This is a genomic window from Micromonospora sp. WMMC250, from assembly GCF_027460215.1.
In the GTDB taxonomy this organism is placed as follows: domain Bacteria; phylum Actinomycetota; class Actinomycetes; order Mycobacteriales; family Micromonosporaceae; genus Micromonospora; species Micromonospora taraxaci.
The window spans coordinates 6,720,310-6,744,106 of the sequence record NZ_JAPZBJ010000002.1; the positions used below are offsets into that span (position 1 = coordinate 6,720,310).

Genomic DNA, 23,797 nt, shown 5'->3' on the forward strand with positions numbered 1-23,797 from the left:
GCTCCGGCCACCGGGCCTACCTGCGGCGGGCGTCACGCCACCCGGGTGCGCCCGGCCGGGGCGGCGTACGATCGGCTGAGGACCACAACCGGGAATCACTGGACGGCGCGCGGCGTTGGCCAGTGCGTCCGGACCCAAACCGCGCAGGGAGACTTCCACGTGACCACGCCAGCGCAGACCGAGTCGACCGAGGCCCAGGCCCCTACTTCCGTCGTCCTCACCGACGTCGCGGCGCAGAAGGTCAAGGCCCTGATCGAGCAGGAGGGCCGCGACGACCTGCGGCTCCGCGTCGCCGTGCAGCCGGGCGGCTGCTCCGGCCTGCGGTACCAGCTCTTCTTCGACGAGCGTTCCCTCGACGGTGACGTCGTCACCGATTTCGGTGGTGTCGAGGTCGTCGTCGACCGGATGAGCGCCCCGTACCTTTCCGGCGCGACGATCGACTTCGCCGACCGGATCGACGCCCAGGGTTTCACCATCGACAACCCCAACGCGGGCAACTCCTGTGCCTGCGGTGACTCGTTCAACTGAGTCACGCACCACGCATCAGCGATGACGGGGCCGTCCTTCGGGGCGGCCCCTTCGTCGTGACGGCCCCGACGTGCTCGTGACGAGCGGGTTGCCGTTGTCCGACCGACCGGTCACCGGCGGGTTGCCGGGCCGGTAGGCTGACCGCGCCCTGCTCCCGACCCCGAGGGTTGACATGAAGATCGCCGTCACCGGCTCGATCGCCACCGATCACCTGATGAGCTTCCCCGGTCGCTTCGCCGACCAGCTCATCGCCGATCAGCTGCACAAGGTGTCCCTCTCCTTCCTGGTGGACGACCTGGTGCTCCGCCGCGGTGGCGTGGCGGCGAACATCTGCTTCGGCATGGGGCAGCTCGGTCTGCGCCCGGTGCTGCTCGGCGCGGTGGGCGCCGACTTCGCCGACTACCGCTCCTGGCTGGAGCGCCACGGCGTGGACTGCGACTCGGTGCACATCAGCGAGGTGGCGCACACGGCCCGGTTCGTCTGCACCACCGACACGGACATGTGCCAGATCGCGTCGTTCTACGCCGGTGCGATGAGCGAGGCGCGCAACATCGAACTGGCGCCGGTCGCCGACCGGCTCGGCGGCCTGGACCTGGTGCTGGTCAGCGCCAACGACCCCGAGGCGATGCTGCGGCACTCGGCCGAGTGCCGCACCCGGGGGTACGCGTTCGCCGCCGACCCGTCGCAGCAGCTCGCCCGGATGGGCGGCGAGGACGTGGTGGCGCTGATCGAGGGCGCCGAGTACCTGATGACCAACGACTACGAGAAGTCGCTGCTCCAGAGCAAGGCGCAGCTGAGCGACGACCAGCTGCTGGACCTGGTCAAGGTGCGGGTCACCACGCTGGGCAAGCACGGTGTGGAGATCGCCGGTCGAGACATCGACCCGATCCACGTACCGATCGCGCGGGAGATCCGGGCGGTCGACCCCACAGGTGTCGGCGACGCCTTCCGGGCCGGCTTCTTCACCGCGCTCTCCTGGGGCGTCGGCCTGGAGCGGGCCGCCCAGGTCGGCTCGCTGCTGGCCACGCTGGTCCTGGAGACCGTCGGAACCCAGGAGTACGACGTGCGCCCCGACCTGTTCGTCAAGCGCCTGGCCGAGTCGTACGGCGACACCGCCGCCGACGAGATCCGCGCCCACCTCCTGCCCTAGCCCTCGGCCGTTCACCCGTCGATCATGGAGTGGTGGTGACCGGATGGTGCCTTGTGCGCCCTTCTGTCCCCACCGCAACTCCATGATCGACGGGTCTGGCCGGACGCGTGGCCTCAGTGGGAGCGGCGGACGTCGTAGGCGGGACCGTCGGGGCCGCTGACCGCGCCCAGGAACTCCTGCCCACGCATCCGGCACCAGGCGGGAATGTCGACAGCCGCCGCCGGGTCGTCGGCCAGCACCCGGACCACAGTCCCCACCGGCACCTGCGGCAACCGCCGGGCGGCCGCGATCACGGGCAGCGGGCAGCGCTGCCCCCGGCAGTCGATGACCTGGTCCGGCATCGTCACAACCCCACCACCCCGGCGTCGGCACGCAACTCGGCCACGATCGTCGGCAACTCACCGAGGAACCGCTCGACGTCCGCCTCGGTCGTCTCCCGGTGCAGGCTCACCCGCACGTTCCCGTGCGAGAGCACCCCCATCGCCTCCAGCACGTGCGACGGGCGCAGCGTGGACGAGGTGCAGGACGAACCGGACGACACGGCGAACCCCCGCCGGTCCAGCGCGTGCAGCAACGTCTCACCGTCGACGTACAGGCACGAGAAGGTCACCAGATGCGGCAGCCGGAGCACCGGATCGCCGACCACCTCCACGTCGGGCACCTCCGCCGCGACCCGCGCCCGGATCCGGTCCACCAGCGGGGCCAGCCGGGCCGCCTCGGCCGCCGCGTCGGCCGCCGCCGCCCGGAGGCTCGCCGCCGCAGCCACCACCGCGGGCAGATTCACCACCCCGGGGGTACGCCCGCCCTCCCGCTCGTCGGCCGGCCAGGGTGACTCCCACCGGGTGCCCTTACGAACCGCCAGCACTCCCACCCCGGGCGGACCGCCCCACTTGTGGGCGCTCGCGCTGAGCACCGACCAGCCGGCCGGCAGGGGCACCCGGGCTACCGACTGGGCGGCGTCCACGTACAGCGGCACCCCCACCTCCGCGCACGCGGCCGCCGCCTCGGCGACCGGCTGCACGGTCCCCACCTCGTGACTCGCAGTGATCAGGGAGGCCACCGCGACCCCGGGTTCGCGCACCGCCGCCGACCACGCGTCCAGATCCAACCGGCCCGACCGGTCGACCGGCACGCCCACAGCCGCACCACCCGCTGCGACGTGCCGCTCCGCCGCGTGCAGCACCGCCGAGTGCTCGATCGCCGAGTGCACAAGCGTCGACCCGACCCGACGCCGCCCCGCCAGGGCACCGAGCACCGCGCCGTGGGCCGCGGTCGTACCACTGGAGGTGAAGGACACCTCGTCGGCGCGGACACCGAGCGTCAGCGCGGTGGCCTCGCGCGCGGCGTCGAGCAGTTGCCGGGCACGCCGGGCCTGCGTGTAGAGCTTGCCCGGGTCGGCCCAGCCGTCGTCGAACGCCGCCAGCAACGCCTGCCGCGCCACCGGATGCGTCGGCGCGGCGGACGCCGCGTCCAGGTACACCGGGGTTGGCGACCCCGGCTCGCTCCTCGCGCTCACGGGACCGCCTTTGTTCGCGGTTGCGGGGCTCGCAACCCCGGCTCGCTCCTCGCGCTCACGGGACCGCCTTTGTTCGCGGTTGCGGGGCTCGCAACCCCGGCTCGCTCCTCGCGCTCACGGGACCGCCTTTGTTCGCGGTTGCGGGGCTCGCAACCCCGGCTCGCTCCTCGCGCTCACGGGACCGCCTTTGTTCGCGGCTGCGGGGCTCGCAACCCCGGCTCACTCCTCGCGCTCACAGGTAGCAACGCTATCGCGGAGGTATGGCCGGGATCCCCCCGATGGGGGCGGACAGTGACCCCACCACGGTCGAGTCCGTCATGGTCGAGTAATCTGCGACCGTCGGTGACGCCTTTGCCGTCGGTGCTGAGGAAAGACGCACCGCGGCGCGCTAGGGAGGCAGGACCAGGTGGTCGCAAGGAGTTCGGAGGTACGGCCGTCGGCCGTACGGCACAGCGCTTCCCCGGGGGTTGGTGGACGCCGGGGGCGTGGTGCTGGTCGGTTGGCCGGGCTCGGTCTCGGTGGCGTGGCGCTGCTGGTTCTGCTCACGGGCTGTGACGTGGGGCAGACCTTCCACGGCTTCGGCTGGCCGCAGGGCGGCATCACGCCGGAGTCGAAGCGGATGTACGACCTGTGGATCGCCTCCTGCATCGCCGCGCTCGCGGTCGGCGTCTTCGTGTGGGGCCTGATCTTCTGGTGTGTCGTGCGCTACCGCAAGCGTGGCAACGCGCTGCCGGTGCAGACCCGCTACAACCTGCCGATGGAGTTCCTCTACACCATCGCGCCGATCCTGATTGTCTCCGTGCTCTTCTACTACACGGCGATCGTGCAGACCGACGTCGACAAGCTGTCGAAGAACCCCGACGTCACGGTCGAGGTCGTCGCGTTCAAGTGGAACTGGCAGTTCAACTACCGCGACGGCCAGGGCCCGGACGCCCGCACCACCGCGTCGACGCTCGGCACCAGCGAGGTCATCCCGGTGCTGGTGCTTCCGACCAACCGGTCCATCCGGTTCGAGGAGACGAGCCGCGACGTCATCCACTCGTTCTGGGTGCCGGAGCTGCTGTTCAAGCGCGACGTGATGCCGGGCAAGATCCGCAACGTGTTCGAGGTCTCCAGCCTGGACGCCGAGGGCGCCTACGTCGGGCGCTGCGCCGAACTGTGCGGCAGCTACCACGCCTTCATGAACTTCGAGCTGCGGGTCGTCTCGCCGGAGAAGTACGACCAGTTCCTGGCGGCCAAGCAGGCCGGAAAGTCCACCCAGGAGGCGCTCACCGAGATCGGTGAGGAGCCGTACGCGGAGACCACGCGGCCGTTCGACACCCGGCGGACGCAGGACAACTTCAACCCGGACGACGTTCCGGCCCGTACGGGAAGCTGAGGCAGCGGCATGAAGACCGAGTGGCGTATCTTCCTGATCATCGCCGTGTTCCTCTTCGGTGCCACCATCCTCTACGGCGCCTGGACGAACGGTGAGTCGGGCGGCATCGAGTGGGTCGGGACCGTCGCCCTGCTGCTGTCGTTCCTGCTCTGCTCGATGTGCGGCGGCTTCTTCTGGTTCGTCTCGCGCCGGATCGACCTGCGTCCGGAGGACCGCCCGGACGCCGAGATCGCCGACGGTGCCGGTGAGGTGGGCTTCTTCAGCCCCGGTAGCTACTGGCCGTTCGGCCTGGCGCTGGCCGCCGCGATCGCCGCGCTCGGCATGGTGTTCTGGCAGTACTGGCTGATCGGCGCCGGCCTGGTGGCGGTCGTCTTCGCCGCCTGCGGGTTGCTGTTCGAGTACTACAGCGGCACCCGGCGCACCGCCGAGCACTGACCGGACCCAGTCCACGACGAAGGCCCGTTCCCCCAGGTGGGAGCGGGCCTTCGTCGTGCGGTCCTGGGCCGTCTGGAGGTGCTGGCGGGTGTCCCGGGAGATGATCGACCGCCGCGGCGCCCTGGCGGGATGATCGACTCCACATCGGCGAGGTGGCTGTTACAGCGCGACGAGATGCCGCGAGATCGGCGATGTGGTGTTGATCGAGCCGGCGGCCACGGCGAGAGCCGGCTGGCGGCGCGGCGGGCGGGCCGGTGGCGGGGGCAGGTGGCGTGGTGAACGGGGTCAGGCGGCGCGGCGGGCGGGACGGTGGTGTCGGCCTTCGGCCGAGCGGGAGACCGGAACCATGAAGGTGGCGATCACCACGGCGGCGCCACAGCCGGTGCAGGTCAGCTCGGGACAGTCGATGCCGTGCCCGTCGACGCAGGGCGGCACCTCGAACAGCGCCACGCCCTCGCAGACGTCGCAGTAGAGCTCGCGGTGCGACACCGGCGTCTCCTCTCACTTCGGGCGAACCGCCCCCGGATGCGACAACCACGCACGGACGAGAGCGGAGAACTACTCGCCTGTAGTTTTCCACGCGGGTCCGACAAATCTCCGTGCGGACTGCCTGCGTCGGCTGCTGCGCGACCACAGCGCAGCTCAGGAGGGATGATCCACTCGGGTTCCTTGATGACGCGGTCTCTCAGCGCGAGGACACCGCCGTTTCAAGGAACCCGAGTGGATCAATCGCCGTGCGCCGGGGGAGGCCGCCGTGACGCCAGGGGAGGTGCGGCTGGTCAGGCGGCGGTGGCGGCCTTGATCCAGCGGTCGAGGGTCGCGGAGGCGGCGCCGGAGTCGATCGACTCGGCGGCGCGGTCCAGGCCGGCGCGCAGCGCCTCGGTCAGGTCACCGTCCAGCGGGCCCTGGGTCGCCAGCGCCGCCGCCGCGTTGACCAGCACCGCGTCGCGGACCGGGCCGGCTTCGCCGGCGAGCAGGCGACGGGCCACGCCGGCGTTGTAGGCGGCGTCACCGCCCCGCAGGTCGCCGAGGGTGGCCCGGGGCACCCCCAGGTCCGTCGCGTCCAGCACAGCCTCGCGTACGGCGCCTCCCTGAGCTGCCCAGACCCGGGTCGGCGCGGCGGTGGTGAACTCGTCCAGGCCGTCCTCGCCGCGCATCACGATCGCCGAGTCGCCACGGGCGGCGAACACGCTCGCCATCACCGGGGCCATCCGGGAGTCGAAACAGCCGACCGCGCCGGCCCGGGGGCGGGCCGGGTTGGTCAGCGGGCCGAGGAAGTTGAAGAAGGTGGGGACGCCCACCTCACGGCGCACCGGACCGGCGTGCCGCATCCCGGGGTGGAACCGGGCCGCGAAGCAGAACCCGATGCCGGCCTCCTCGACGCACCGGGCGACCTGCTCGGGGCCGAGGTCCAGGGGAATGCCGAGGTATTCCAGCAGGTCGGCGGTGCCGCACAGGGAGGAGGCGGCCCGGTTGCCGTGCTTGACGACGCGTACGCCCGCGCCGGCGACAACCAGCGCGGTCATCGTGGAGATGTTCACGGTGTGGGCGAGGTCACCGCCGGTGCCGACCACGTCGAGCGCGGTGTCGCGCAGGTCGTCGGAGAGCACCACCGGGACCGAGCGACCCAGCATCGCCTGCACCAGGCCGCCCAGCTCGGCCGGGGTCTCACCCTTGGCCCGCAACGCCACGGCGAAGCCCGCGATCTGGGCGCTGGTCGCCGAGCCGGTCATGATCTCGTCCATCGCCCACGCGGTGTCGGCGGTGGACAGCTCCTCGCCGCGCAGCAGCGAGTTGAGCAGGTTGGGCCAGGTCCGATCGCCCATGGCGGGCCTCCCGAGCGTACGAAGTGCGGGTGGGCTGGAACCGGCGCCGGCTGGTCCGGCGCCGTGACGGTGCCGGTGAGCGGGGGGACGTCAGGCGGGTGCGTGCGTCCGCAGCAGCTCGGCCACCGTGCCGCCGGTGGTAACCGGGTCGAGCGGGTGCACCAGCGTGGCGTCGACCTCGGCGTACGCGGCGAGCCATCGGTCGGCGGCGCGGGCGATCACCAGGCAGGTCGGGGGAGCGTCGTCCCGGTCGTCCTTGATCTGCCGAGCGATGCCGATGCCACCACCGGGGCTGGCCTCGCCGTCGAGCAGCAGCAGGTCGATCTCGTAGTCGTCGACCAGCCGGATGGTCTCCGCGTAGGTCGACGCGTCGACGAACTCGATCTGCAGCCCGGGGGCGGGGCGGGTGCCGACGGCCATCCGCATCCGGTCACGGACCTGCGGGTCGTCGCTGTAGAGCAGGACGGTGCAAAGACGATCACTCATGCCGGCACTCCGCTTTCACCTGGTGGCTGCCCGCCGATCGTACCGGTCGACGTGACGTAGCCGACATCCCGCCCGCCGCCGTCCGTCGGGGCGTACCGTCCGGGCAGCTCAGGCGGCCGTGGCGTCGGCGGCGCGTTCGCGGGCCTCCTGGCGGTCCAGCTCGCGGTCGACCCGGCGGGCCTCCCGCTCGGACTGCTTGACCCACTGGACGACCAGCACCGCGAGCATGGTCACACTGACGAACTCTCCACCGGCCCAGAGGATGCCGCCGGCGACCACCTGGTCCTGCCAGGGGTCGACCCAGCCGAGGTTGAGCGACGGGTACCAGTCGCCGCCGAAGAGCGTGCTGCTCTGCATGATGGTGAGCCCGAGCACCGTGTGGAACGGCACCGAGAGCAGCATCAACAGCGCGCGGGCCGGGTACGGCCAGCGGCCGGGCAGCGGGTCGAGCCCGAGCAGGGGCCAGAAGAACACGCAGCCGGTCATGATGAAGTGGGCGTGCACCAGCTCGTGTGCCCAGGCGTGTTCGAGGGTGTAGCGGTACAGGTCGCTGAAGTAGAGCACGAACGGGTTGACCACGAAGATGGCGAACGCCACCAGCGGGAAGCTGTAGACCCGGGCGATCCGGCTGTGCACGATCGCCAGCAGGCGCTTGCGGGGCCCGACCGGCAGCGTGCGCAGGGCCAGGGTCATCGGCGCGCCCAGCGCCAGGAAGATCGGCGCCACCATGGACAGCACCATGTGCTGGATCATGTGCACGGACAGCAGCGCGGTGTCGTACGCGTGCAGCCCGCTGACCGTGACCAGCGCGATGCCGCCCAGGCCGGGGCCGATGAAGAACACGGTACGGGCGATCGGCCAGCGGTCGCCGCGTACGCGCAACCGGTGCACCCCGTAGAGGTACAGGCCGGCGGCGAGCACCAGGCCGAGGGCCAGCCAGCTGTCCAGCCGGGTCTCGGTCAGCACCGCGCCGACGGTGAACGGCGGCGGGGCCGAGGTGGCGGCGAAGATCTGATCGACGTGCAGCACGCTTTTCAGGCTAGGCCAGGCGAACCGGACCCTGACGCTCGGGCCACGGAAGGCGCACGTTTGCCACCCCGCTGATCGCCGGCCGTGGTCAGGGGCAATAATGACGGCGTGACTGCGGCCCCAGCCATTGACAAGAGCCGGATCCACTCTCTGACCCGACCGAACATGGTCAGCGTCGGGACGATCGTGTGGCTCTCCAGTGAACTCATGTTCTTCGCGGCGCTGTTCGCGATGTACTTCTCGATCCGCGCGGCTGCGCCGGAGCAGTGGGAGAAGCACACCGAGGCGCTGAACATCCCGTACGCGACCACCTTCACGGTGATCCTGGTGCTGTCCTCGGTGACGTGCCAGCTCGGCGTCTTCGCGGCGGAGAAGGGTGACGTGCACGCGCTTCGGCGCTGGTTCACCGTCACCTTCGTGATGGGCCTGATCTTCGTGCTCGGCCAGCTGAACGAGTACCGGCACCTGGTCGCCGACGGCATCAAGATCAACGAAGACGGTTACGGGTCGGTGTTCTACCTGACCACCGGCTTCCACGGCCTGCACGTGACCGGCGGTCTGATCGCCTTCGTCATCTTCATGGTCCGCACGACCATGGGCCGGTTCACCCCGGCGCAGGCGACCTCGGCGATCGTCGTGTCGTACTACTGGCACTTCGTCGACGTCGTGTGGATCGGGCTGTACGCCATGATCTACTGGCTTCAGTGATCTTGCGCGTCACGTTCCGCACTGCTGCTCCGTCCCCTGAGACAGGTCCAACCGGTTAAGGACACCGCTCATGACTTCTGACAACGACCGCCGACGCGGTCTGCTCGCGCGGTTGCGCGAGCGGCCCGCCGCGCGCAGCAGGGGCCGCCGCCGGCTGGGCGCCGCGGTCCGGCTGATCGCCGCGCTGATGCTCGCCGGCGGCGCCTACACCGTCTTCGCCCCGGGTGCCCAGGCGCAGGACAACCCGCAGCTGACCGGCGCCGCCGCCGAGGGCAAGGCGCTGTTCGACGTGAGCTGTGTGACCTGTCACGGTCGCAACGCCCAGGGTGTCGAGGGTCGCGGCCCGAGCCTGATCGGCGTCGGCGCGGCCTCGGTCGAGTTCCAGGTCAGCTCCGGGCGGATGCCGCTGGCCCGCCAGGAGGCCCAGGCCCACCGCAAGCCCCCCGTCTTCACCGACGAGCAGACCCGTCAGCTGGCCCAGTACATCCAGGAGCTGGGTGGCGGCCCGGTCGTGCCGGACGGTGACGACCTCCGCGAGGACGGCAACATCGCGGCCGGCGGTGAGCTGTTCCGGATCAACTGCTCGCAGTGCCACGCGTTCGGTGGTGGCGGCGGCGCGCTGTCCTCGGGCAAGTTCGCCCCGAGCCTGCACCCCGCGACCGACCGTCAGATCTACGCGGCGATGCTGAGCGGCCCGCAGAACATGCCGGTGTTCGGCGACAACCAGCTCCGGCCGGAGCAGAAGGCCGACATCATCGCCTACATCCAGGAGACGCTGAAGCACGACCAGGACCCGGGCGGGTTCAACCTCGGGCGGTACGGCCCCTCCACCGAGGGCCTGGCGATCTTCCTGGTTGGCATCGTGGCGCTCGTCTTCGCCAGCCTGTGGATTGCAGGCAAGTCGTGACCGAGCGCACACTCAGTTTCAGCGCCGTGGTGCCGCTCGGCACCACCCGTAGCGAGGTGACGGCATGAGCACCCACACCGAGCACCAGGCCCCGCAGGGCCGGGAGCCGCTCGACGTGAACGACCCCAAGCTGACCCGGTTCGACATCGTCCGTGAGGGCGCGCGTCGGGACGACATCGAGATCGTCCACTACGAGCCGCAGGTGCTGCCCGGCACGAAGGCGGAGCGTCGGCTGACCCGGGTGGTCGCCGGGTTCTTCCTGATCACCGGCCTGGCCGCGACCGCCTTCCTGGCCATCTACATCTGGTGGCCGTGGCAGTACGAGGCCGGCCGTGGCGGCGACAAGTTCTACACCCCGCTGCTCGGGTTCACCCTCGGCGTGGCGTTGCTCGCCGTCGGCTTCGGCATCCTGACCTGGGGCAAGAAGTTGCTGCCCAAGGAGGTCTCGATCCAGGACCGGCACGAGGGCCAGGTGGACTCCGAAGGCCGTACGATCACCGGCCAGACCATGCTCTACATGGCGGACGAGCTGGGTGTGAAGCGTCGCCCGCTGCTCGGCATCTCGCTGCTGGCCGGTCTCGCGCCGGTCGCCGCGGTCGCCGCCGCCCCGCTGGTCGGCGGTCTGATCTCGCAGCCGCACAAGAACAACCAGATGTTCACCACCGGGTTCGCCCCGGCCGAGGGTGGCGAGCTGATCCGCCTGGTCCGCGAGGATGGTCGTCCGGTCCGTCCGGCGGACATCAGCGCCGGTGGCCAGCTGACCGTCTTCCCCGGCATCGATCACGGCGTGAGCAACAAGCACGCCGACTCGCCGACGCTGCTGATCCACCTCCGCGACTCCGACGCGCAGGAGTCGCGTCGGGCCAACGAGACCATCGGCCACGGCGACTACATGTGGGGCAACTACGCGGCCTTCTCCAAGATCTGCACGCACGCCGGCTGCCCTGCCAGCCTGTACGAGCAGCAGACCAACCGGCTGCTCTGCCCGTGCCACCAGTCCCAGTTCCTCATCACCAACAACGCCAAGCCCGTCTTCGGTCCTGCCAGCCGGCGGCTGCCGCAGTTGCCGATCGAGGTGGACTCCGAGGGCTTCTTCGTGGCGAAGTCCGACTACACCGAGACCGTCGGGCCTGACTTCTGGGAGCGGCCGTGAAGCGTCGTAAGTTGGACCTGGCGGCGACGCCGGGCAAGGCCGCGGTGGGAGTGGACGACCGCTTCGCGGTGGCCACCCCGCTGCGCAAACTGCTGAACAAGGTCTTCCCGGACCACTGGTCGTTCCTGCTCGGCGAGATCGCGCTGTTCTCGTTCATCGTGCTGCTGCTGACCGGTGTGTTCCTCACCTTCTTCTTCGAGCCGGCGATGACCGAGGTGGTCTACGACGGCAGCTACGCGCCGTTGCAGGGCACCCCCATGTCGGCTGCGTACGCCTCCAGCCTGGACATCTCGTTCGACGTCCGTGGCGGTCTGGTGATGCGGCAGATGCACCACTGGGCGGCGCTGCTGTTCATGGCCGCGATCGTCGTGCACATGCTGCGGGTCTTCTTCACCGGCGCGTTCCGCAAGCCGCGTGAGACCAACTGGATCATCGGTTCGCTGCTGTTCTGGGTCGGCTTCCTGGCCGGCTTCACCGGCTACTCGCTGCCGGACGACGGCCTCTCCGGCACCGGTCTGCGGATCGCCTCGGCGATCATGCTGTCCATCCCGGTGATCGGCTCCTGGGTCACCTCGTCGGTCTTCGGCGGCGAGTTCCCGGGCACGATCATCATCAGCCGGTTCTTCATCGCCCACGTGCTGCTCATCCCGGGTCTGCTGGTCGCGCTGATCAGCGTCCACCTGGGGCTTGTCTTCAAGCAGAAGCACACCCAGTGGCCCGGCCCCGGCCGGACCAACAACAACGTGGTCGGCGAGCGGATGTTCCCGCGGTACGCGTTGAAGCAGGGCGGCTTCTTCATGGTCGTCTTCGGCGTCATCGCGTTGATGGGCGGTCTGTTCCAGATCAACCCGATCTGGCTGTTCGGCCCGTACGAGGCGTGGGTGGTCTCGGCCGCCAGCCAGCCCGACTGGTACGTCATGTTCCTCGACGGCTCGACCCGACTCATGCCCGCCTGGGAGATCAATATCCCGCTCGGCGACGGGTACGTGATTCCGCCGCTGTTCTGGCCGACGGTCGTGCTGCCCGGCATCCTGGTCGGCCTGTCGACGATGTACCCGTTCCTGGAAGCGCGTCAGCGCAAGGACTACAAGAGCCACAACCTGCTCGAGCGGCCCCGGGACGCCCCGGCCCGGACCGCCGTCGGCGCGATGGCCGTCGCGTTCTACGTGGTGCTGACGCTCTCCGGCGCCAACGACGTGATCGCCGACAAGTTCCAGATCAGCCTGAACGCGATGACCTGGGCTGGTCGGATCGGTCTGCTGGTGCTCCCACCGATCGCGTACTACGTCACGTACCGGCTCTGCCTGGGTCTCCAGCAGCACGACCGGGAGGTGCTCGCGCACGGCGTGGAGACCGGCATCATCCGACGCCTGCCGGACGGTCGGTTCGTCGAGGTGCACCAGCCGCTCAGCGCGTCGAACGGGCACGCGGACGGCCACGGTCAGCTGGACTACGTCGGCTGGGTCGTCCCGAAGAAGATGAACCGGCTGGGCGCCCTCGGGCCGGCCATCCGGGGCTTCTTCTACCCGATCGAGAAGCCGGTCGAGGCACCGGTCTCGCCGGGACACCCGCCGGTCGAGCCCCGGCCCGAGCGCGAGGAGATCACCAGCGGCGAGAGCCGTCGCTGATCACCCGATCGCACCGTAACGTGGCGCCCGCCGGATTTCCGGCGGGCGCCACGTCGTATGCGTACCCACTGCTCATCCGAGGCGGAGTCGGACGCTCGCGGAAGGACCGGTCGACCCCGCGCGACGGGCGATCGCAGGAATAACCCCGGTGAGCCGGGTATCCGTGCGGTCCAACGTCTCAAGGGGGGGAAGCATGTTGGGTATCAAACGCCTCGGCCTGTTGGCCGCGCTGGTACTGGTCGGTGTCGCGCCGGCCGCGGCCGCGCAGGCCGCGGCACAGCCGTCGACGCAGGACACCCAGTACCTGCAGGCGGTTCACCAGGTCAACCTGTTCGAGATCACCGCCGGTGACCTGGCCCAGCAGAAGGGCCAGGACCAGGGGGTCAAGGACCTGGGTGCGATGCTGAAGACCGACCACACCCAGCTGGACCAGACGGTGCAGCAGACCGCGTCCCAGCTCAACGTGGAACTGCCGAACGAGCCCACCGCCGACCAGCAGGCGGTCATCGACAAGCTGAACAACGCCAGTGGTGCGGAGTTCGACCGGCTCTGGGTGACCAGTGAGCTGGCTGGTCACGTCCAGGCCATCCAGGCCACCCAGACGGAGATCTCGCAGGGCTCCGAGCAGTCGGTGGTCCAGTTGGCCCAGACCGCCCTGCCGACGCTGCAGGCGCACTACGACGAGCTGGTGCAGCTCGCCAACCAGTTGGGCATCCCGGTCCCGCAGACCAGCGCCAGCGGTACGCCCAGCCCGGGCGTCACCGGGGGCACCGAGTCGCCGGCTCCGGGCGGCACCAGCACCGAGTCGCCGGCCCCGGGTGGCAACACCGAGGCCCCGGGCGGCACCACCACCGAGACGCCGGCTCCCAGCGAGAGCTGACGTAGCGACAGCAGACGGCCGGTCCACCCGAGCGGTGGACCGGCCGCCGTGCGTGCGGTAGGTCGCGAACGGACGGGCGGGTCAGTCGGCGCTGGCCAGGCCGATCGCGAACGCCTCCTCCAGGTCGTGCTGGGAGTACGCGCGGAACGCGATGTGCGACTCGGTGTTGAGCACGCCGGGCACCTTGGAGATGCTGCCCGCGATGACCTGGGCGATCTGGTCGAACTCGCGGACCCGGACGATGGCGATGAGGTCGACGTGCCCGGCCACCGAGTAGACCTCGCTCACGCCGGGGAGGTTGGCCAGGGTCTCGGCCACCTCGGGGATCGCGTCGGTGGCGCAGTCGATCAGCACGATCGCGGTGATCACGGGACATTTCTCCGTTCGTCGGCGTCGTCGCTCATGCTAGATGTTTTCCGGCCGGGCCGAGCAGGTGCTGCCGGTCCGGCTCGGGGAGCGTGGGCACTGTGCCGTTCCCGAACCGGATGACGTCGACCAACCGTTCCCCGGCGTGAACAGTCGCGCCCGGCCACACCACGCTGCGCAACACGTCGCCGTCGACCTGTGCGCCCGCGCCGACCACCGACTCCTCGCAGCGACCGGTGACCCGTGCCGACGGGTCGACGAGGGTGCCGCCGGCCGCGGCGTGCAAATTCGCCGCCAGGTAGTCGGCGGGCGTGCCGGTGTCGAAGAAGGTGCCCGGGTAGGGCACCACCTCCAGGGCGTCCGCCGCCTCCGCCGGACGCCAGAGGACATGGACCAGGTCGGAGACGACCACCGGCAGGTCACGGACCAGTCGCCAGGGCAACAGTGAGAACCCGGTGAAGCAGTGCCCGTCGAAGGTGCCCGGCGCCGTGGGGTTCGCGGCGGGTTGGCCCAGCAGGCGGACGCTGTGCCCGTCCCAGCCGTCGAGCAGCGCCGCCACGTCCGGGCCGGGCGCGGCCGCCGGGTCGGCGAGGTACGCGTCGGCGTTGCCGACCAGCACCGGCCGCCCGTCGATCCAGTCCCGCAGGTTCGCCACCCCGCCGGCGGTGCCCAACGGGTCGCCCACCTCCACGGACAGGTGCGCGCGGTCCCCGACGTGTGCGACCACCTGGTCGCCGAGGTAGCAGGCGTTCACCGCCACCCGGTCGCGGCCGTTCAGGCCGAGCCCGGCCAACCGCGCCAACGCGCGGTCGAGCAGCGGCACGTTGCCCACCGGGCACAGCGCCTTGGGGACCCGCTCGGTGAGCGGGCGCAGCCGGGTGCCCTCGCCGGCGGCGAGCACCACCGCGCACAGCTCCGCCGGAACGCCCGCGCCGGTCATGGCAGATCGTCCGGGATCGGTGGCGGGAACTGCCCGGCCAGCGGCCCGATGTCGTAGTAGGCGAGCAGGCGGGCGGTCGGCCAGGTCAGCTTGGGCAGGTCGTCCAGCGGGTGCCAGGCGGCCTCGAAGACCTCGGCGCCGTCGACCGCCAGTTCGGTGGTGGACGCCGGCACCTCCGTCTCGAAGACCATGTCCACCCAGCCCTTGGCGTGCACGATCGCGTTCGGTGCCGCCGGGCGCAGCCGCGACGGGGGGAGCCGGATGCCGGATTCCTCGAACAGCTCGCGCGCCGCTCCCACGACCGGGGCCTCGCCGCGGTTGAGCAGGCCGGCGGGGAGGGACCAGCCCTTGCCGGGCGGTTGGCGCAGCATCAGCAGGCGGCCCGCACCCGTCGCCTCGGCGTCGCGGACCAGGGTGACCGCGCCGACGATGTACTTGGGCACGGCCAGCCGGACCAGGCGCCGACGCACCGGCAGCGGCATTCGGTAGAAGGCCTGGTAGAAGATGGCCCGACCGGTGGCGCGGGAGCGGGGGATCATGACCCCAGGCTAGTGGTCACGAATGTCCTTCGGACGCGCCGGGGCGGGCTCGGTCACTGCCGGTGGTCGACCAGGTCGATGAGCTGGCGTACCACGGTGTCCGGTTCGATCACCCGGTCGAAGACCGCGACCAGCAGGGTCTCCAGGTCGGGGTAGCCCAGCTCCTCGGAGAGCCGCAACAATGGCAGGTCACTGGCGAGGCCACGGTTGTGCTTCCGCAGGGCCAGCCCGATGGTGGCCCGACCGAGGCGGACCTTGTCGCTGATCGTGATGCCCGGCTCGGTGTGCTCCGCGAACCACCTGTTGATCTGCATCTGCGCGTTCGGGGACTTGACGAAACTCAGCCACTCCCGGCGGGGGCCGCGCGGCGCCACCCCGGCCTCGAACCCGTTGTCGCCGTCGCTCTCCGTGAAGATCTCCACCACGTCGCCCTCGTCCAGCTCCGAGCTGAGCGGCGCCAGACGACCGTTGATCCGGGCGGCGAGGCAATGGTCGCCCCGCTCGTTGCCCAACTCGTAGGCCAGGTCGACGGGGGTCGCGCCGGCCGGCAGCACGACCTGCTGACCGTCCGCGAAGACCTGGATCTGCCCCTCGGCGAGGTCGCAGCGCAGCGACTCGTAGAACTGTGCCGGGTCGGCGGCGTCCGGCTCCCAGTCGAGCACCCGGCGCAGCCAGTCCAACTGCTCGGCGCGGGCCGCCGCGCTGCCGCTGTTGCCCGAGCGCGGGAAGCGGAAGTCGGCGGCGATGCCGTACTCCGCCGAGCGGTGCATCTCCTCGGTGCGGATCAGCACCTCGACGGTGCGGTCCTGCGGGCCGCAGACGCTGGTATGCAGCGACCGGTAGAGGTTGTTCTTCGGCGAGGCGATGAAGTCCTTGAAACGGCCGGGGATCGGTCGCCACGTGCCGTGGATGGCACCCAACGCGGCGTAACAGTCGGTCGCCGGGCCGTCGACCACCACCACGATGCGGGGCAGGTCGTACGGAGCGGTGTGACTGCCGGCGATGGTGTCCTTCCAGATCGAGTAGAGGTGCCGGGGACGAGGGCTCACCTCGGCGTCGACGCGGCTGCGTTTGAGCGCCACCCGGGCCCGGGCGACCACCGAGTCGAGGTACGCGTCCCAGCCCGGCCGGTCGTGCACGTGCCGGGCCAGCCGGGCGTGCTCGTCGGGCTCCAGGTGCAGCAACACCACGTCGTCCAGCTCGCGCTTGAGGGTCTGGATGCCCAGCCGGTCACAGAGCGGGACCAGCACCTCCTGGGTCTTGCGGGCGATCCGTTCCCGCGAGGCAGCCGACCGCACACCCAGGGTGCGCATGTTGTGCAGGCGGTCGGCCAGCTTGATGATCAGCACCCGGACGTCCTTCGCGGCCGCCACGATCATCTTGCGGACCGTCTCCGCCTCGGCGGCCTTGCCGTAGAACGCCTTGTCGAACTTGGTCACCCCGTCGACCAGGTGGGCCACCTCGCCGCCGAAGTCCTCGGAGAGCGCCTGGAGGGTGTAGCGGGTGTCCTCCACCGTGTCGTGCAGCAGCGCCGCGACCAGGGTGGTGGCGTCCATCCCCAGCTCGGCGCAGATCTGCGCCACCGCGAGGGGGTGGGTGATGTACGGTTCCCCGCTCTTGCGGAACTGCCCGCGGTGCATGTTCTCCGCGATCGTGTACGCCCGGCGCAGCACCGCGGGGTCGGTGCCGGCGTGGATCCCCCGGTGCGTGCGCACCAGGTGGGTCACCGGGTCGGAGTCGGTGGTCGGCCAGCTGAGCAACGACCGCAGCCGGCGGGCGAGCGGCAGCTCACCCGGCTGTGTCGGAAGGGCGCCCCCCAGGGCGGCGCCGTGTCCGGCGTCGACGTCCACGAGGGACACCTCCTCACCCCGGCTCCACGACGCCGGAGGCCGGCGGCGGGAGCAGGCCCACGAATCGGGCAGGACTGCACTTCTCTAACAGCCTAAGCGAGTCGACGTAGTCCGATCGGTCAGTTGGTCATGAGCGTTCGGTCGAGAGTTGCTGGGACGAGCCGTTCTCGGCCTTCGCCAGCAGGTCACGGAACCGCCCCGCGCCACCGGCCGGGGAGGACCAACCGGAGGACATCTCCACCAGCCGGGTCTCCGGTCGCTCCAACCAGGACAGGATCCGCTCGGACTCCTCGGCGGTGGCGGCCGGCACCGGGCCGTGCCCGCCCGACACCGTCTCGGCGGTGGCCCGGATGGCGGTCAGCGTGGGCCGCGGGTGGGCACCCGGCGGGGACACCCCCGCGCCGGCCAGCCGACCGTGCCGCACCAGCGCCAACTCCCAGCCACCCCGGGCGGCCGGCCGCGCGGCGGCCAGCTCGACGATGCCGGTCAACGCGGTCAACCGTTGCATCCGGACGGTGGCCCGCAGCACCGCCGCCAGCCGGGACCGCACCACTGCCGCATCCTCGTAGCGTTGATCGGCCGAGAGCACGTCGATCCGGGCGAGCAGCGCGTCCACCACCGGCTGGGGGTCGTCGGTCGTGGCGGTGCGGAAGGGCGCGGCGGCGCTGTCGTCGTACTCCTGCGGGGTGATCTTGTGTTCGCAGGGTGCCGGGCAGCGACCCAGCTCGGCCAGCGCGCACGCCGGCGTGACGGTGCGTAGCGAGAGCCGGTGCGTGCACTGCCGCAGCGGCACCGCGTCGTGGAACCCGGCGGCGGCCAGCTCCGCGGCGCGCCGGGAGCTGAACGGCCCGAGGTACGCGGTGTCGGTGGGGGAGAGGTCGCGGACGATCGACAGCCGAGGGTATGGACCGTCGGTCAGCTTGAGCCAGACCATCCGCTCCGGGTACTTCGACCGTCGGTTGTAGGGCGGGGCGTGCGCGGCGATCAGCCGCAGCTCGCGGACCTCCGCCTCCAACGAGTGCGCGCACTCCACCGCCTCGACCCGTTCGGCCGCGGCCAGCATCTCGGAGATCCGGGCCCGCTTCTCCCCGGCCGTGAAGTAGCTGCGCACCCGGGTGGCGATGTCCACGGAGGTGCCCACGTAGAGCGGACGGTCGTCGGCGGCCCGGAAGATGTAGACCCCGGGGACCTTGGGCAGGCCCTCGGCGAGGTGCCGTTTGCGGCGCTGCGTCGGGGTGACCGCCCGTGCGAACTCGATGGCGTCGCCGACCGTGTCCACCCGGTGGCCGCCGAGCCGACCGATCAGGCCGTGCAGCACGTCGACGGTGGCCTTCGCGTCGTCCAGCGCGCGGTGGGTGGGCTGGGTGTGGGTGCGGAAGTAGGCGGCCAGGGTGCCGAGCTTGCGGTTGGGCACCTCGTCGCGGGTCAGCACCCGGCGGGCCAGCGCCGCCGTGTCCAGCACCCGGGGGTTGGGCCACCGGTAGCCGTGCCTGGCGCAGGCGGCCTTGAGGAAGCCCACGTCGTACGGGGCGTTGTGAGCCACCAGCACGGCGTCGTCGATGAACTCCAGGAAGCTCGGCAACACCTGCTCGATCGGTGGCGCCGGCAGCAGCATCGCCTGGGTGATCCCGGTCAGCACGGTGATGAAGGGTGGGATCGGCTGCCCCGGGTTGACCAGCGTGGCGAGCACACCCAGTTCCTCACCACCGCGCACCTTCACCGCGCCGATCTCGGTGATGCCGCCGCCGTCCGGCGCGCCGCCGGTGGTCTCCAGGTCGACCACCACGAAGGTGGTCGCGTAGAGCGGCAGCGCCGGATCGACCCCACCGACCGCCGGGTCGAGACCAGCGAGGGACTCCTGGACGTACTCCGCCTGTGCCATCGGCGGCACGCTAGCGCGCCGGTCCGACACTCCCGTCGCATGCGTCCCACGAGTCACCATGGGGCTAGGATGAGAGATCGGCTCACTCACCGGGCGGTGGGCCCGGTCGCGGTGGGAGACTTGCCACATGCCCCTCGCCGAGCCGCACGACGACCACCTCCCAGAGGAGGATCTGGTCGCGCTCGACGGGGCCCTGGGCAACCCGGACGACAACGTAGTCAGCGAGACATCCGACGCATCCGACCCCGCGGAGACCGGCGACAACCCGGCCACCGAGCCGGAGCCGACGCTGCCCGAGCCGGTCCGGCAGCGGATCGTGACGCTGACCGCCGCGGTGCTGCCCACCCTGCCCGCCGACGAGGTGCCGGTGCCGTTGCGCCGGGTGGCCAAGTTCGCCCCCAACCGGCGGGCCCGGCTCGGCGCGCCGGTCATCGCCGCCCAGCTCACCGCCGACCCGCTGTTCCGGCAACGGGTCACCGCCCGCGTCCTGACCGACGCCGGTGACCTCGGGGCCGCCGTCGTCGAGGGCACCGCCCCCGCCGCCGCCGACCCGGTCGAGGTCGCCGCCCTGGCCTACCTGGCCCGTCCGCGCGGTTGGCGGGAGCTGATCGACGCCAGCGGCGCCGCCGTTCGTGCCGAGGCGGACAGCGCGGTGGTCGCCGAACTGGTCCGCGAGGCCGAACAACGCGCGACCCGCGCCGAGCACGACCGCGCGGTGGCGCGGGTCGAGGCGGAGAAGCTGCGCGACGAGCTGGCCCGCGTCCGTGAGGAGCTGGGTCAGCTCCGCGAGGAGTCCCGGCAGGTGGCCCGTACCCTGCGGGAGACCCAGGCCCGCGAACGCAAGGCCACCGAGTTGCTGGCCACCGAGCGTGGCCGGGCCGCGCGGGCCAGCGCGGACGTGGACGCCGAACTTCGGCGGGCCCGGGCCCGGTTGGCCGAGGCGGAGGCCGCTGCCGGGGTGGCCCGGGCGAGTGCCAAGGAGGCGCGTTCGGTCGACGACGCCCGGCTCTGGCTGTTGCTGGAGACCATCGGCCAGGCCGCCGTCGGCCTGCGCCGGGAGTTGGCGCTCGACCCGGTGGACAAACTCCCCGCCGACTTCGTGGCCGACGCGTTCGCCGAGCAGCCGGGCACCGCCCCGTCCGGTCCGGCCGCCCGGGCCCGCGACACCGACGACCCGGCCCGGCTCGACCAGTTGCTCGCCCTGCCCCGGGCGCACCTGGTGGTCGACGGCTACAACGTCACCAAGCGCGGTTTCGGCGAGATGTCCCTGGAGCAGCAGCGCAAGCGCCTGATCACCGGGCTCGGCGGCATCGCCGCGCAGACCGGCGACGAGGTCACCGTCGTCTTCGACGGCGCCGAGCGGATGCACGGGCTGCCACCCGCGCCGCGCGGCGTACGGGTGCTCTTCTCCCGCAAGGGCGAGACCGCCGACGAGCTGATCCGACGGTTGGTCCGCGCCGAGCCGGCGGGCCGGCCGGTGGTCGTGGTCTCCTCCGACCGGGAGGTCGCCGACGGGGTACGCCGGCACGGCGCCTACCCGTTGGGCGCGGACTCGCTGCTGCGGCGGCTCGCCCGCTCCTGACCGCGCGCTGCCGGCGCGTGTCGGGTCTGAGCGTCACCGTCACGGTGGACCTGGTGGCGTCGGCGGGTGATCCACACCGGATCGCCGATGTCGCGGTGTCCGGGTGGTCGGGTTACCCCGATATCGCTGATCTGGAGTGGATCTCGCCCGCAACGGGTCGGTGGCGACGGTTCTGTCGTACCCGGTGGTTAGCGTCGATGTGACCGACGGTGCTCAGGTGGCGACGACAAGGCGTCGACTGCCCGCCGCGAGCGATCCAGGAGGCGTTCATGCTCATCGACTGCGACGGGTGCGCGAGGCGGGGTGACGACTGTTCCGGCTGCCTGCTGGCCGCCCTGTTCGACGACACGTCCCCGGCGGCCGGGCTGGTCGCCGCCGAGGTGGAGGCGATCGAGGTGTTCGCCCGGGCCGGTTTCGACGTGGAGGTGTTGGAGGTGCCCGCGCACCGCGTCGCCACCGGCCGCCGGGCCACCCGCCGGGTCGCCTGAGACCGGCACCGCGCGCCGTGGCTTGCCGCGCGACCTGAGGGCGCCACCGCGCCCGGGGCGCGCCTTTCGCGGGCCATAGGATGGGCGGTCACGGCGGGAGGAGCGGCGGGATGAGCGGGGTACGACGGGCGGTGTCGCGGTGACCCCGCGCGGGTGGGCGCTGCTGGCCCTGGCCGGGTTGACCGTCGCGTTGGTCGTGATCGCCGCGCTGCTGATCCCCTGGCACCGGCCGCCCGCGCCCCGGGCCGACCAGCTCGCGGCGCTGCGGGACCTGCCGGCCGAGCAGGTGGCCAAGGGGCGGGAGTTCCGGGCCGCGTTGCGCCCCGGCAGCTACACCGCCCTCGCCGTCGGCCTGCTGGTCGCCCTCGCGCTCGGGCTCACCCCTCTGGGCAGCCGCCTGGTCGAGCTGGTGGGTCGACCCTTCGGGGGGCACTGGGCGGCGCAGGCCGTGCTCGGCGGGTTGGCCGTCGTGCTCGTCGCCGACCTGGTGACACTTCCGTTCGCCGCCTGGCGGCAGAGCGTGCTCACCCGCTACGGGCTGAGCACCAACGGCTGGAGCGGTTGGGCTGTCGACCTGCTCAAGTCGTACGCGGTCAGCGCGGTGATCGGCGCGGTGGCGCTGTTCGGCTTCTACGCTGTCATCCGGCTCGCGCCGCGCTGGTGGTGGGCGTTCGGCGCCGGCGGCGCGGCAGTGCTGGTGATCCTGCTGTCGTTCGTGTTGCCGGTGCTCGTGGAGCCGGTGTTCAACAAGTTCACGCCGATGGAGCAGGGGCCGCTGCGCACCGAGCTGATGAGCATGGCCGCCCGGGACGGGGTGCCGGTGCGTGACGTGCTGGTCGCCGATGCCTCCCGCCGCACCAAGGCGGTCAACGCGTACGTCTCCGGTCTCGGTCCGACCCGGCGGGTGGTCGTCTACGACACGTTGCTGACCGAGGCGACGCCGGCCGAGGTGACGGCCGTGGTGGCGCACGAGTTGGGGCACGCCAAGGACTCCGACGTGGCGGTCGGCACGCTGACCGGGGCGCTGGGCGCCGCCGCCGCCGTGGTGGCGCTCTACCTGCTCGGGTCGTGGGGGCCGCTGCTGCGGTTGGCCGGTGTCGACTCGGTCGCCCACCCGAGGGCGTTCCCGTTGCTGCTGGCCCTCGTCACGGTGGCCGGCTTGGTGGCCGCGCCGGTGCAGGCGCTGATGTCGCGGCGGGTGGAGGCACGGGCCGACGCGCACGCCCTCGCGCTCACCGGCGACCCGGAGGCCTTCGAGTCGATGCAGCGGCGGCTCGGCTCGGTCAACCTGGGCGACCCCGACCCGCCGCGCTGGGAATACCTCTACTCGGCCTCGCATCCGTCCACAGTGGAGCGGATGGCCGCCGCCCGCGCGTACGCCCGGGAGGCCGGCCGATGAGTCGCACGCTGCTGATCACCAACGACTTTCCGCCCCGCCCGGGCGGCATCCAGTCCTTCGTACACAACCTCGCGGTACGGCAACCGGCCGGTTCGGTGGTGGTGTACGCGTCGAACTGGCGAGGGTCCGCGAAGTTCGACGCCGACCAGCCGTTCGAGGTGATCCGGGAACGCACGCGAGTGCTGTTGCCGACCCCGTTGATCGCCCGCCGGGCGGCGCGGCTGGCGCGCGCGTACGACTGCGACACGGTGTGGTTCGGTGCGGCGGCCCCGTTGGGGCTGCTCGCGGCCGGTCTGCGCCGACGGGCCGGCGTACGCCGGGTGGTGGCGCAGACCCACGGCCACGAGGTCGGTTGGGCGGCGTTGCCCGCTGCCCGGCCGGCGCTGCGGCGCATCGGTCGGGGTGTGGACGTCACCACCTACCTCGGTGAGTACACCCGCAGCCGGCTGGCCCGGGTGCTCGACGGGGTGACCGAGCTGCGCCAGTTGGCGCCCGGCGTCGACGTGGACACCTACCACCCGACAGTGGACGGCGAGCCGGTCCGGGCGCGGCTCGGGTTGACCGACCGGCCGGTGGTGGTCTGTGTGTCCCGGCTGGTGCCGCGCAAGGGTCAGGACATGCTGATCCGGGCCCTGCCGGAGATCCGCCGTCGGGTGCCGGACGCGGCGCTGCTGATCGTCGGCGGTGGGCCGTACCGGGCCACGCTGGAGAAGCTGGCCCGGCAGACCGGCGTGGAACGGGACGTGGTGTTCACCGGCTCGGTGCCGTCGGCCGAGTTGCCCGCGCACTACGCGGCCGGTGATGTCTACGCGATGCCGTGCCGCACCCGTAACCGTGGGCTCGACGTCGAAGGGTTGGGCATCGTCTACCTGGAGGCCTCCGCGACCGGCCTGCCGGTGGTCGCCGGCGACTCCGGGGGCGCGCCGGACGCGGTTCGTGAGGGCGAGACGGGTTACGTCGTCCGTGGGCGGGACGTCGCCCAGCTCGCCGACCGGGTCGCCCGGCTGCTGGCCGACCGGGACCTGGCCCGGCAGTTGGGTGCCGCCGGCCGGGCGTGGGTCGAGCGCGAGTGGCGCTGGGAGGCTCAGGCGGAACGGATGGCGGCGCTGCTCGCCGGCTGATCGGCG

General features: G+C 71.6%; 24 protein-coding genes. 13 read left to right on the forward strand and 11 right to left on the reverse strand.

The genetic code is table 11. From position 1 onward, the window contains the following. The first annotated feature begins 159 nt into the window (after positions 1 to 159). Complete coding sequence (erpA, locus tag O3438_RS30625) at positions 160 to 528, forward strand: iron-sulfur cluster insertion protein ErpA (protein WP_007463211.1); 369 nt, start codon at positions 160 to 162, stop codon at positions 526 to 528. A 172-nt stretch (positions 529 to 700) separates the two neighbouring features. Further along, complete coding sequence (locus O3438_RS30630) at positions 701 to 1,678, forward strand: carbohydrate kinase family protein (protein WP_269683012.1); 978 nt, start codon at positions 701 to 703, stop codon at positions 1,676 to 1,678. A 113-nt stretch (positions 1,679 to 1,791) separates the two neighbouring features. Here the strand turns inward: O3438_RS30630 and O3438_RS30635 are convergent, their stop codons facing one another. Together O3438_RS30635 and O3438_RS30640 are read right to left on the reverse strand one after the other, a co-directional pair. After that, a complete protein-coding gene (locus O3438_RS30635) occupies positions 1,792 to 2,025 on the reverse strand; it encodes a sulfurtransferase TusA family protein (RefSeq protein ID WP_145779651.1) in 234 nt (77 codons plus the stop codon). Next, positions 2,022 to 3,194, reverse strand: a complete 1,173-nt coding sequence (locus tag O3438_RS30640) for a cysteine desulfurase family protein (RefSeq protein WP_269683013.1) — start codon at positions 3,192 to 3,194, stop codon at positions 2,022 to 2,024. Before O3438_RS30640 ends, O3438_RS30635 begins: the two co-directional genes overlap by 4 nt. A gap of 406 nt (positions 3,195 to 3,600) precedes the next feature. Here O3438_RS30640 and ctaC point away from each other — a divergent pair, with 406 nt between their 5' ends. Both ctaC and O3438_RS30650 read left to right on the forward strand, forming a co-directional pair. Beyond that, a complete protein-coding gene (ctaC, locus tag O3438_RS30645) occupies positions 3,601 to 4,572 on the forward strand; it encodes an aa3-type cytochrome oxidase subunit II (protein ID WP_269683014.1) in 972 nt (323 codons plus the stop codon). 9 nt (positions 4,573 to 4,581) lie between these two features. Further along, positions 4,582 to 5,007: a cytochrome c oxidase subunit 4 gene (locus O3438_RS30650; protein ID WP_145779654.1), complete on the forward strand. Its 426-nt coding sequence runs from the start codon at positions 4,582 to 4,584 to the stop codon at positions 5,005 to 5,007. 285 nt (positions 5,008 to 5,292) lie between these two features. Here the strand turns inward: O3438_RS30650 and O3438_RS30655 are convergent, their stop codons facing one another. The 4 genes from O3438_RS30655 to O3438_RS30670 all read right to left on the reverse strand — a co-directional run bounded on the left by O3438_RS30655 (position 5,293) and on the right by O3438_RS30670 (position 8,348). Beyond that, positions 5,293 to 5,496 (reverse strand): hypothetical protein, encoded by a 204-nt coding sequence (locus O3438_RS30655; RefSeq protein WP_269683015.1) that lies wholly within the window; start codon positions 5,494 to 5,496, stop codon positions 5,293 to 5,295. Between the two features lie 290 nt (positions 5,497 to 5,786). Continuing rightward, positions 5,787 to 6,833: an anthranilate phosphoribosyltransferase gene (gene trpD, locus O3438_RS30660; protein ID WP_269683016.1), complete on the reverse strand. Its 1,047-nt coding sequence runs from the start codon at positions 6,831 to 6,833 to the stop codon at positions 5,787 to 5,789. Between the two features lie 90 nt (positions 6,834 to 6,923). Beyond that, positions 6,924 to 7,319, reverse strand: coding sequence for a hypothetical protein (locus tag O3438_RS30665; protein WP_145779657.1), 396 nt, complete (start codon positions 7,317 to 7,319; stop codon positions 6,924 to 6,926). Positions 7,320 to 7,427: 108 nt separating this feature from the next. Beyond that, on the reverse strand, positions 7,428 to 8,348 hold the full coding sequence (locus tag O3438_RS30670) for a cytochrome c oxidase assembly protein (RefSeq protein WP_442929679.1): 921 nt from the start codon (positions 8,346 to 8,348) through the stop codon (positions 7,428 to 7,430). Between the two features lie 108 nt (positions 8,349 to 8,456). On the opposite strand from O3438_RS30670, the gene ctaE reads away from it, so the two are divergent. The 5 genes from ctaE to O3438_RS30695 all read left to right on the forward strand — a co-directional run bounded on the left by ctaE (position 8,457) and on the right by O3438_RS30695 (position 13,624). Then, positions 8,457 to 9,056 carry an aa3-type cytochrome oxidase subunit III gene (gene ctaE, locus O3438_RS30675; RefSeq protein WP_030337743.1) on the forward strand — a complete coding sequence of 200 codons (600 nt, stop codon included), beginning with the start codon at positions 8,457 to 8,459 and terminating at the stop codon, positions 9,054 to 9,056. A 70-nt stretch (positions 9,057 to 9,126) separates the two neighbouring features. Further along, on the forward strand, positions 9,127 to 9,963 hold the full coding sequence (gene qcrC / locus O3438_RS30680) for a cytochrome bc1 complex diheme cytochrome c subunit (protein ID WP_145779658.1): 837 nt from the start codon (positions 9,127 to 9,129) through the stop codon (positions 9,961 to 9,963). Between the two features lie 64 nt (positions 9,964 to 10,027). Continuing rightward, complete coding sequence (gene qcrA, locus O3438_RS30685) at positions 10,028 to 11,116, forward strand: cytochrome bc1 complex Rieske iron-sulfur subunit (protein WP_269683017.1); 1,089 nt, start codon at positions 10,028 to 10,030, stop codon at positions 11,114 to 11,116. Beyond that, positions 11,113 to 12,744: a cytochrome bc1 complex cytochrome b subunit gene (gene qcrB / locus O3438_RS30690; protein ID WP_269683018.1), complete on the forward strand. Its 1,632-nt coding sequence runs from the start codon at positions 11,113 to 11,115 to the stop codon at positions 12,742 to 12,744. The genes qcrA and qcrB overlap by 4 nt, the downstream gene beginning before the upstream one ends. Before the next feature lie 193 nt (positions 12,745 to 12,937). After that, positions 12,938 to 13,624, forward strand: coding sequence for a DUF4142 domain-containing protein (locus O3438_RS30695; RefSeq protein ID WP_269683019.1), 687 nt, complete (start codon positions 12,938 to 12,940; stop codon positions 13,622 to 13,624). Between the two features lie 81 nt (positions 13,625 to 13,705). Here the strand turns inward: O3438_RS30695 and O3438_RS30700 are convergent, their stop codons facing one another. The 5 genes from O3438_RS30700 to O3438_RS30720 all read right to left on the reverse strand — a co-directional run bounded on the left by O3438_RS30700 (position 13,706) and on the right by O3438_RS30720 (position 19,201). Continuing rightward, positions 13,706 to 13,993, reverse strand: a complete 288-nt coding sequence (locus O3438_RS30700; RefSeq protein WP_088988344.1) for an Lrp/AsnC family transcriptional regulator — start codon at positions 13,991 to 13,993, stop codon at positions 13,706 to 13,708. 31 nt (positions 13,994 to 14,024) lie between these two features. Further along, the gene (locus O3438_RS30705; protein ID WP_269683020.1) at positions 14,025 to 14,930 is read right to left on the reverse strand and encodes a nucleotidyltransferase family protein; all 906 of its coding nucleotides are present in this window, start codon (positions 14,928 to 14,930) and stop codon (positions 14,025 to 14,027) included. Next, entirely contained in the window at positions 14,927 to 15,469 is a 543-nt protein-coding gene (locus tag O3438_RS30710; protein ID WP_269683021.1) for an NUDIX hydrolase, read from the reverse strand. The genes O3438_RS30705 and O3438_RS30710 overlap by 4 nt, the downstream gene beginning before the upstream one ends. A 53-nt stretch (positions 15,470 to 15,522) precedes the next feature. Beyond that, positions 15,523 to 17,319 (reverse strand): RelA/SpoT family protein, encoded by a 1,797-nt coding sequence (locus tag O3438_RS30715; protein ID WP_269683810.1) that lies wholly within the window; start codon positions 17,317 to 17,319, stop codon positions 15,523 to 15,525. Positions 17,320 to 17,446: 127 nt separating this feature from the next. Then, positions 17,447 to 19,201: a DEDD exonuclease domain-containing protein gene (locus tag O3438_RS30720; protein WP_269683022.1), complete on the reverse strand. Its 1,755-nt coding sequence runs from the start codon at positions 19,199 to 19,201 to the stop codon at positions 17,447 to 17,449. A gap of 127 nt (positions 19,202 to 19,328) precedes the next feature. Between O3438_RS30720 and O3438_RS30725 the strand changes: the two genes are divergently transcribed. The 4 genes from O3438_RS30725 to O3438_RS30740 all read left to right on the forward strand — a co-directional run bounded on the left by O3438_RS30725 (position 19,329) and on the right by O3438_RS30740 (position 23,791). Further along, positions 19,329 to 20,783 (forward strand): NYN domain-containing protein, encoded by a 1,455-nt coding sequence (locus O3438_RS30725; RefSeq protein ID WP_269683023.1) that lies wholly within the window; start codon positions 19,329 to 19,331, stop codon positions 20,781 to 20,783. A 269-nt stretch (positions 20,784 to 21,052) separates the two neighbouring features. After that, the gene (locus tag O3438_RS30730; RefSeq protein WP_269683024.1) at positions 21,053 to 21,271 is read left to right on the forward strand and encodes a hypothetical protein; all 219 of its coding nucleotides are present in this window, start codon (positions 21,053 to 21,055) and stop codon (positions 21,269 to 21,271) included. Positions 21,272 to 21,410: 139 nt separating this feature from the next. Then, entirely contained in the window at positions 21,411 to 22,670 is a 1,260-nt protein-coding gene (locus O3438_RS30735) for a M48 family metallopeptidase (RefSeq protein WP_269683025.1), read from the forward strand. After that, positions 22,667 to 23,791, forward strand: a complete 1,125-nt coding sequence (locus tag O3438_RS30740) for a glycosyltransferase family 4 protein (RefSeq protein WP_269683026.1) — start codon at positions 22,667 to 22,669, stop codon at positions 23,789 to 23,791. Before O3438_RS30735 ends, O3438_RS30740 begins: the two co-directional genes overlap by 4 nt. Positions 23,792 to 23,797 lie beyond the last annotated feature (6 nt).

Bases quoted from the DNA above. Each gene is read 5' to 3' on its own strand.
- O3438_RS30695 (WP_269683019.1), top strand. From the start codon at position 12,938: ATGTTGGGTATCAAACGCCTCGGCCTGTTGGCCGCGCTGGTACTGGTC.
- trpD (WP_269683016.1), bottom strand. From the start codon at position 6,833: ATGGGCGATCGGACCTGGCCCAACCTGCTCAACTCGCTGCTGCGCGGC.
- O3438_RS30630 (WP_269683012.1), top strand. From the start codon at position 701: ATGAAGATCGCCGTCACCGGCTCGATCGCCACCGATCACCTGATGAGC.
- O3438_RS30710 (WP_269683021.1), bottom strand. From the start codon at position 15,469: ATGATCCCCCGCTCCCGCGCCACCGGTCGGGCCATCTTCTACCAGGCC.
- qcrA (WP_269683017.1), top strand. From the start codon at position 10,028: ATGAGCACCCACACCGAGCACCAGGCCCCGCAGGGCCGGGAGCCGCTC.
- O3438_RS30665 (WP_145779657.1), bottom strand. From the start codon at position 7,319: ATGAGTGATCGTCTTTGCACCGTCCTGCTCTACAGCGACGACCCGCAG.
- O3438_RS30650 (WP_145779654.1), top strand. From the start codon at position 4,582: ATGAAGACCGAGTGGCGTATCTTCCTGATCATCGCCGTGTTCCTCTTC.
- O3438_RS30740 (WP_269683026.1), top strand. From the start codon at position 22,667: ATGAGTCGCACGCTGCTGATCACCAACGACTTTCCGCCCCGCCCGGGC.
- qcrC (WP_145779658.1), top strand. From the start codon at position 9,127: ATGACTTCTGACAACGACCGCCGACGCGGTCTGCTCGCGCGGTTGCGC.
- O3438_RS30705 (WP_269683020.1), bottom strand. From the start codon at position 14,930: ATGACCGGCGCGGGCGTTCCGGCGGAGCTGTGCGCGGTGGTGCTCGCC.
- O3438_RS30720 (WP_269683022.1), bottom strand. From the start codon at position 19,201: ATGGCACAGGCGGAGTACGTCCAGGAGTCCCTCGCTGGTCTCGACCCG.
- O3438_RS30730 (WP_269683024.1), top strand. From the start codon at position 21,053: ATGCTCATCGACTGCGACGGGTGCGCGAGGCGGGGTGACGACTGTTCC.
- O3438_RS30725 (WP_269683023.1), top strand. From the start codon at position 19,329: ATGCCCCTCGCCGAGCCGCACGACGACCACCTCCCAGAGGAGGATCTG.